This is a genomic window from Phytobacter sp. V69, assembly GCF_965644215.1.
In the GTDB taxonomy this organism is placed as follows: Bacteria; Pseudomonadota; Gammaproteobacteria; order Enterobacterales; family Enterobacteriaceae; genus Phytobacter.
On record NZ_CBFFRL010000259.1, the window covers coordinates 1 to 5413 of the forward strand.

The following is a 5413-nucleotide window of genomic DNA, read 5'->3' on the forward strand; positions in this document are numbered from 1 at the left end:
CGGCCTCATTTCTCGCTGCCGTCCAGATCAGATGCATCGCTCTCTGGGCTAAAATCTTGTGACGACACTATCTAGACGCAATATTTTTTTATGCGAAAAAAATTCTACCAGAGTGTGATTATTGTCACATTGATGCATGGATGTTAAAAAGAGGATCTTTGCTGTACAAATGGAACGGCAGCTTAGTGTGATATGCGGATTAAACCAACACATACGACCATAAAACATAATAGGATCAGACTGATAAACTGCTTTCAATACCAAACAGCAGAACATATCACCCTAAACTCTCTCGCCCCCGCCGTCATCAGTGAAAAAAACTGTCTTTAGTATTCATGCAAAATTTAACTCTGAATAACATTCGCACCGCTGGATTATAATATCGCTAAAGATAAATGTAACAGATCATTACAAAGGTCTTGCCTCAAACCCCAGGATCGGGAACATTACCCGCCGTTTTCCCTCCAGCAATAATTATAAGCGCGATGAATACTGGACATCGCGTCTCGAATCACCCCGTTAATATGGGATGTAAAAAAAGAGGTATTTGTGTCAACTGCAAACAAACCAACAGAAAGCGTTAGTCTAAACGCCTTCAAACAACCTAAAGCGTTCTATTTGATCTTCTCCATCGAGCTGTGGGAGCGTTTCGGCTTCTATGGTCTGCAGGGGATCATGGCTGTTTACCTGGTTAAACAACTGGGCATGTCCGAAGCGGACTCTATTACACTGTTTTCATCCTTTAGCGCTCTGGTTTACGGTCTTGTCGCAATCGGCGGCTGGCTGGGCGATAAAGTGCTGGGGACAAAACGCGTTATTATGCTGGGTGCGATCGTGCTGGCCATCGGTTACGCGCTGGTTGCCTGGTCTGGTCACGATGCCGGTATCGTCTATATGGGCATGGCGGCGATCGCCGTCGGTAACGGCCTGTTTAAAGCCAACCCGTCCTCCCTGCTGTCAAAATGCTATGACCATGATGATCCACGTCTGGACGGCGCATTCACCATGTACTACATGTCCGTCAACGTCGGTTCCTTCTTCTCCATGCTGGCAACCCCGTGGCTGGCTGCTCGCTTTGGCTGGAGCACCGCTTTCGCCCTGAGCGTTGTCGGTCTGCTGATCACCATCGTGAACTTCGCCTTCTGCAAACGCTGGGTGAAAAACTACGGTTCTAAACCTGACTTTGAACCGGTACGTATGGGCTACCTGCTGGCGACCATCGTGGGCGTTGCCGTTCTAATCGCGGTCGCCACCTGGCTGCTGCACAACCAGGGCATCGCGCGTATGGTTCTGGGTGTGGTTGCACTGTGCATCGTGTGCATCTTCGCGAAAGAGACCTTTGCTCTGCAGGGCGCGGCACGTCGTAAAATGATCGTCGCCTTTATTCTGATGGTGCAGGCGATTGTCTTCTTCGTTCTGTACAGCCAAATGCCGACCTCTCTGAACTTCTTCGCCATTCGTAACGTTGAGCACACGCTGCTGGGTATCACGTTCGAACCGGAGCAGTTCCAGGCACTGAACCCGTTCTGGATCATCATTGGCAGCCCGATTCTGGCCGCTATCTATAACAAAATGGGCGACACGCTGCCGATGCCGTACAAGTTTGCTATCGGTATGGTGCTGTGTTCCGGTGCGTTCCTGATCCTGCCGCTGGGCGCGAAATTCGCCTCCGATGCCGGTATCGTCTCCGTAAACTGGCTTGTCGCGAGCTACGGGCTGCAGAGTATCGGTGAGCTGATGATTTCTGGTCTGGGCCTCGCTATGGTGGCACAACTCGTTCCACAGCGTCTGATGGGCTTTATCATGGGTAGCTGGTTCCTGACCACTGCCGGTGCGAACATCATCGCAGGTTACGTGGCTAACCAGATGGCTATCCCGGAAAACGTGACCGACCCGCTGATGTCTCTTGAAATCTACGGCCACGTGTTCCTGCAGATTGGTATCGTGACCGCTGTTATCGCTGCGCTGATGATCCTCACCGCGCCGAAACTGAACCGCATGACCCTTGGCGGTGATAAAGACGCGGAAGCATCAGAAACTGCGACCGCATAAGACTGCGCAGAGTTTCAGCGGAAAGCCGTTAACGCACGTTAACGGCTTTTTTTTTATGCCATCAGGTAATAACCTATGCCGGATTTCAACCACCAGGAGTGAAGAATGAAACTGTTTTATAAACCAGGCGCCTGCTCGCTGGCTTCTCATATTGTTCTGCGTGAAGCAGGTAAAGAGTTCGAACTGGCGCGCGTGGATTTAGCGAAAAAATGCCTGGATAACGGCGACGATTTTCTGGCAATCAACCCGAAAGGCCAGATCCCGGCCCTGTCGATTGATGCCAATACCCTGTTAACCGAAGGTGTGGCGATCATGCAGTACGTGGCTGACAGCGCGCCGAAAAGTGACCTGCTGCCGCCGGTGGGTTTTCTGAGCCGTTACAAAACTCTCGAGTGGCTGAATTTCGTGGCAACGGAGCTACACAAGGGCTTTACCCCGCTGTTCCGTCCGGACACCCTGGAAGCGTTCAAACCGACCGCCCGCGCCCTGCTGGAAAAGAAACTGGAATATGTTGATGCCGCACTGGCAAACCAGCAGTGGATTAACGGGGAAAACTTCTCGATTGCCGATGCATACCTGTTTACGGTTGTGCGCTGGGCGGTCGCGGTGAAACTGAACTTCCCACAAGCGGGTAACCTCACTGCGTATATGCAGCGCGTGGCGTCTCGTCCGGCAGTTGCCGCAGCGATGGCGGCGGAAGGCATTTAATCTTCCCCTCTGCGCCATAAGAAAAGGGAGTGGTTTCCCACTCCCTTTTCATTTAGTTAGCTGATATCTGGCGATTATTTCCAGCACACCAGGCAGTAGTTCTTCTTACCGCGACGCAGCAGCGTGTAGCGACCGAACAGCACATCGCTCTCCTGGAAGAAATATTCCGGGTCAGACTGTTTCTCACCGTTGATGGTGACCGCGTTGGAGGCGATAGTTTTACGCGCCTGGCCGCGAGACGGCTGCAGCTCAGAGTCCACCAGCGCCTGCATCAGATCCGCGCCTTTCTCCATCTCGATCATCGGCACACCGTCCTGCGCCAGCTGTTCGAAGTCCGCTTCGCTCAGGTCGCTCAGGTTGCCGTTAAACAGGCTTTCGGTGATGCGTTTTGCCGCCACCAGGCCTTCTTCGCCGTGAACCAGTTTGGTAACCAGTTCGGCCAGCACATACTGGGCGCGCGGTGCTTTACCGCTGTTCTTGTCTTCTTCTTCCAGAGCATTGATTTCTTCAATGTCCATAAAGGTGAAGAATTTCAGGAAGCGATACACGTCAGCATCTGCGGTGTTAATCCAGAACTGGTAGAACTTGTACGGGCTGGTTTTCTTCGGATCGAGCCAGACCGCGCCGCCTTCGGTTTTACCGAACTTGGTGCCGTCAGCTTTGGTGATCAGCGGAACGGTCAGACCGAACACCTGATTCTGGTGCAGACGACGGGTCAGGTCGATACCGGAGGTGATGTTACCCCACTGATCGGAACCGCCAATCTGCAGCGCAACGCCATGCAGGTTGTTCAGGCAGGCAAAGTCGTAGCCCTGCAGCAGGTTGTAGGAAAACTCGGTAAACGAGATACCCTGATCGTCACGATTCAGACGCTGCTTCACCGCTTCTTTGTTGATCATCTGGTTTACGGAGAAGTGCTTGCCGATATCACGCAGGAAGGTCAGCACGTTCATGCCACCGAACCAGTCGTAGTTGTTGGCGGCAATCGCCGAGTTTTCTCCACAGTCGAAGTCGAGAAACGGAGCAACCTGTTTGCGGATTTTATCCACCCACTCCTGCACCGTATCTTCGGTATTCAGTTTACGCTCAGCGGCTTTAAAGCTCGGGTCGCCAATCAGACCCGTTGCGCCACCAACCAGTGCGACAGGCTTGTGCCCTGCTTCCTGGAAGCGTTTCAGGCATAACAATGGAACTAGATGCCCCAAATGCAAGCTGTCGGCGGTGGGATCGAAGCCGCAATAGAGCGCGATCGGGCCTTGCGCCAGTCGCTCTGCTAACGCTTCCTCGTCCGTCACCTGGGCTACCAGCCCGCGCTCTTGCAATTGTTTAATCAAGTTACTGCTTGCCATCAAATTCTCCATTTAAAACGACTGCACCTCTGCCGGTACACGACTTTTCGCCAGTTGCGAAAGTTACATAGAATAAAGCGCCGGATGCAGGAGCACCAGCGCTTAGCGCAACATTTTTCAGGGATTAGGGTGCGAGGCGATCAATTTTCCATGCGTCATTCTCGCGCTGGTATAAAAAACGATCGTGGAGACGGTGTGCCCCCCCCTGCCAGAACTCCATTTGATCGATGCTGACGCGGAAACCGCCCCAGAAGCTCGGCAACGGAACTTCGCCCTGCTGGAACTTCTGTTTAAGCTCAAGGAATTTGCTTTCCAGAATCCCCCGCGCGGAAATCCGGCTGGACTGCTGGGAGACCCACGCGCCAATCTGGCTGTCACGCGGACGGCTGTGGAAATACTTCACCACTTCCAGGGTCGACAGGCGTTCGGCTTTACCGATCACCATCACCTGACGTTCCAGCATGTGCCACGGGAAAAGCAGGCTGATGGCCGGGTTTTTCTCAATCTGATGCGCTTTGCGGCTACCCAGGTTGGTATAAAAGACCAGGCCTTTCTCGTCGTAGTGCTTGAGCAGCACGATACGCTGGTAAGGCTGCCCGTTTTCATCGACGGTCGCCACGACCATCGCGGTCGGGTCGGCGAGTTTGGCTTCACACGCCTGGCCCAGCCAGCGTTCAAACAGCGGCAACGGTTCGGCGGGGAGATCGGCACGGCGTAAGCCGCCTTTGGTGTATTCACGGCGCAGATGCGCAATTTGCTCGAAATGATCGTTATCAGACATGGCGTTAGCAAGATAAATTATCAGGTGGGGCTATTGTGCCCCCCCCTTGCGAAAATCTCAATGTCGCGGATTTTGTAACTGGCAGTTGTTCAGGACGATGCGATCGCGTTTGTAGACCGTGGCGCTGTCGACCTTCGACCAGAAGACATAAATACCGTCGGTGTAGCGCGCCCCCGAAGCCGACAGCCCCTGCTTGAGCACCAGCGGCGTATTGTCATAGATAAAGCTCACTTCCTGGCGGGGGTTGTTCAGTTTTACAGTAAGCGGCTTTTCGTCACACTGATAGTTAAGCGTATCCGTGTTCATACGCTCAACAAACTGGTTGTAGTAGCTACATCCGGCGAGAAGCATGGGGAGGCAGGCGATTAACACTCTTTTCATTAGGTTTTTCCCGAGACGGTCCTGGTCCTGGAGGACGCGAAAAACGTCCTCCGTAAAAACCAGAGTCTAGATAGTGTCGTCACGAGGATAAAAATCATTGATAATAGGGCCTTCTAATCAGAAGGCCCTATTATCATGACTA

5 protein-coding genes are annotated in these 5413 nt (G+C 52.9%); 2 read left to right on the forward strand and 3 right to left on the reverse strand.

Annotated features, from left to right (window positions below; genetic code table 11):
• The first annotated feature begins 549 nt into the window (after nucleotides 1-549).
• Both dtpA and gstA read left to right on the forward strand, forming a co-directional pair.
• The gene (dtpA, locus tag ACSZPU_RS22955) at nucleotides 550-2052 is read left to right on the forward strand and encodes a dipeptide/tripeptide permease DtpA (RefSeq protein WP_499003549.1); all 1503 of its coding nucleotides are present in this window, start codon (nucleotides 550-552) and stop codon (nucleotides 2050-2052) included.
• Nucleotides 2053-2157: 105 nt separating this feature from the next.
• Nucleotides 2158-2760, forward strand: a complete 603-nt coding sequence (gene gstA / locus ACSZPU_RS22960) for a glutathione transferase GstA (RefSeq protein WP_499003551.1) — start codon at nucleotides 2158-2160, stop codon at nucleotides 2758-2760.
• A gap of 74 nt (nucleotides 2761-2834) precedes the next feature.
• On the opposite strand, the gene tyrS is transcribed toward gstA, so the two are convergent.
• The 3 genes from tyrS to mliC form a co-directional block, all read right to left on the reverse strand.
• Entirely contained in the window at nucleotides 2835-4109 is a 1275-nt protein-coding gene (gene tyrS / locus ACSZPU_RS22965) for a tyrosine--tRNA ligase (RefSeq protein ID WP_499003554.1), read from the reverse strand.
• 124 nt (nucleotides 4110-4233) lie between these two features.
• On the reverse strand, nucleotides 4234-4890 hold the full coding sequence (pdxH, locus tag ACSZPU_RS22970) for a pyridoxamine 5'-phosphate oxidase (RefSeq protein ID WP_499003556.1): 657 nt from the start codon (nucleotides 4888-4890) through the stop codon (nucleotides 4234-4236).
• Between the two features lie 57 nt (nucleotides 4891-4947).
• The gene (gene mliC, locus ACSZPU_RS22975; protein ID WP_499003558.1) at nucleotides 4948-5271 is read right to left on the reverse strand and encodes a C-type lysozyme inhibitor; all 324 of its coding nucleotides are present in this window, start codon (nucleotides 5269-5271) and stop codon (nucleotides 4948-4950) included.
• Nucleotides 5272-5413: the final 142 nt, after the last annotated feature.

Bases quoted from the DNA above. Each gene is read 5' to 3' on its own strand.
- gstA (WP_499003551.1), top strand. From the start codon at position 2,158: ATGAAACTGTTTTATAAACCAGGCGCCTGCTCGCTGGCTTCTCATATT.
- tyrS (WP_499003554.1), bottom strand. From the start codon at position 4,109: ATGGCAAGCAGTAACTTGATTAAACAATTGCAAGAGCGCGGGCTGGTA.
- pdxH (WP_499003556.1), bottom strand. From the start codon at position 4,890: ATGTCTGATAACGATCATTTCGAGCAAATTGCGCATCTGCGCCGTGAA.
- mliC (WP_499003558.1), bottom strand. From the start codon at position 5,271: ATGAAAAGAGTGTTAATCGCCTGCCTCCCCATGCTTCTCGCCGGATGT.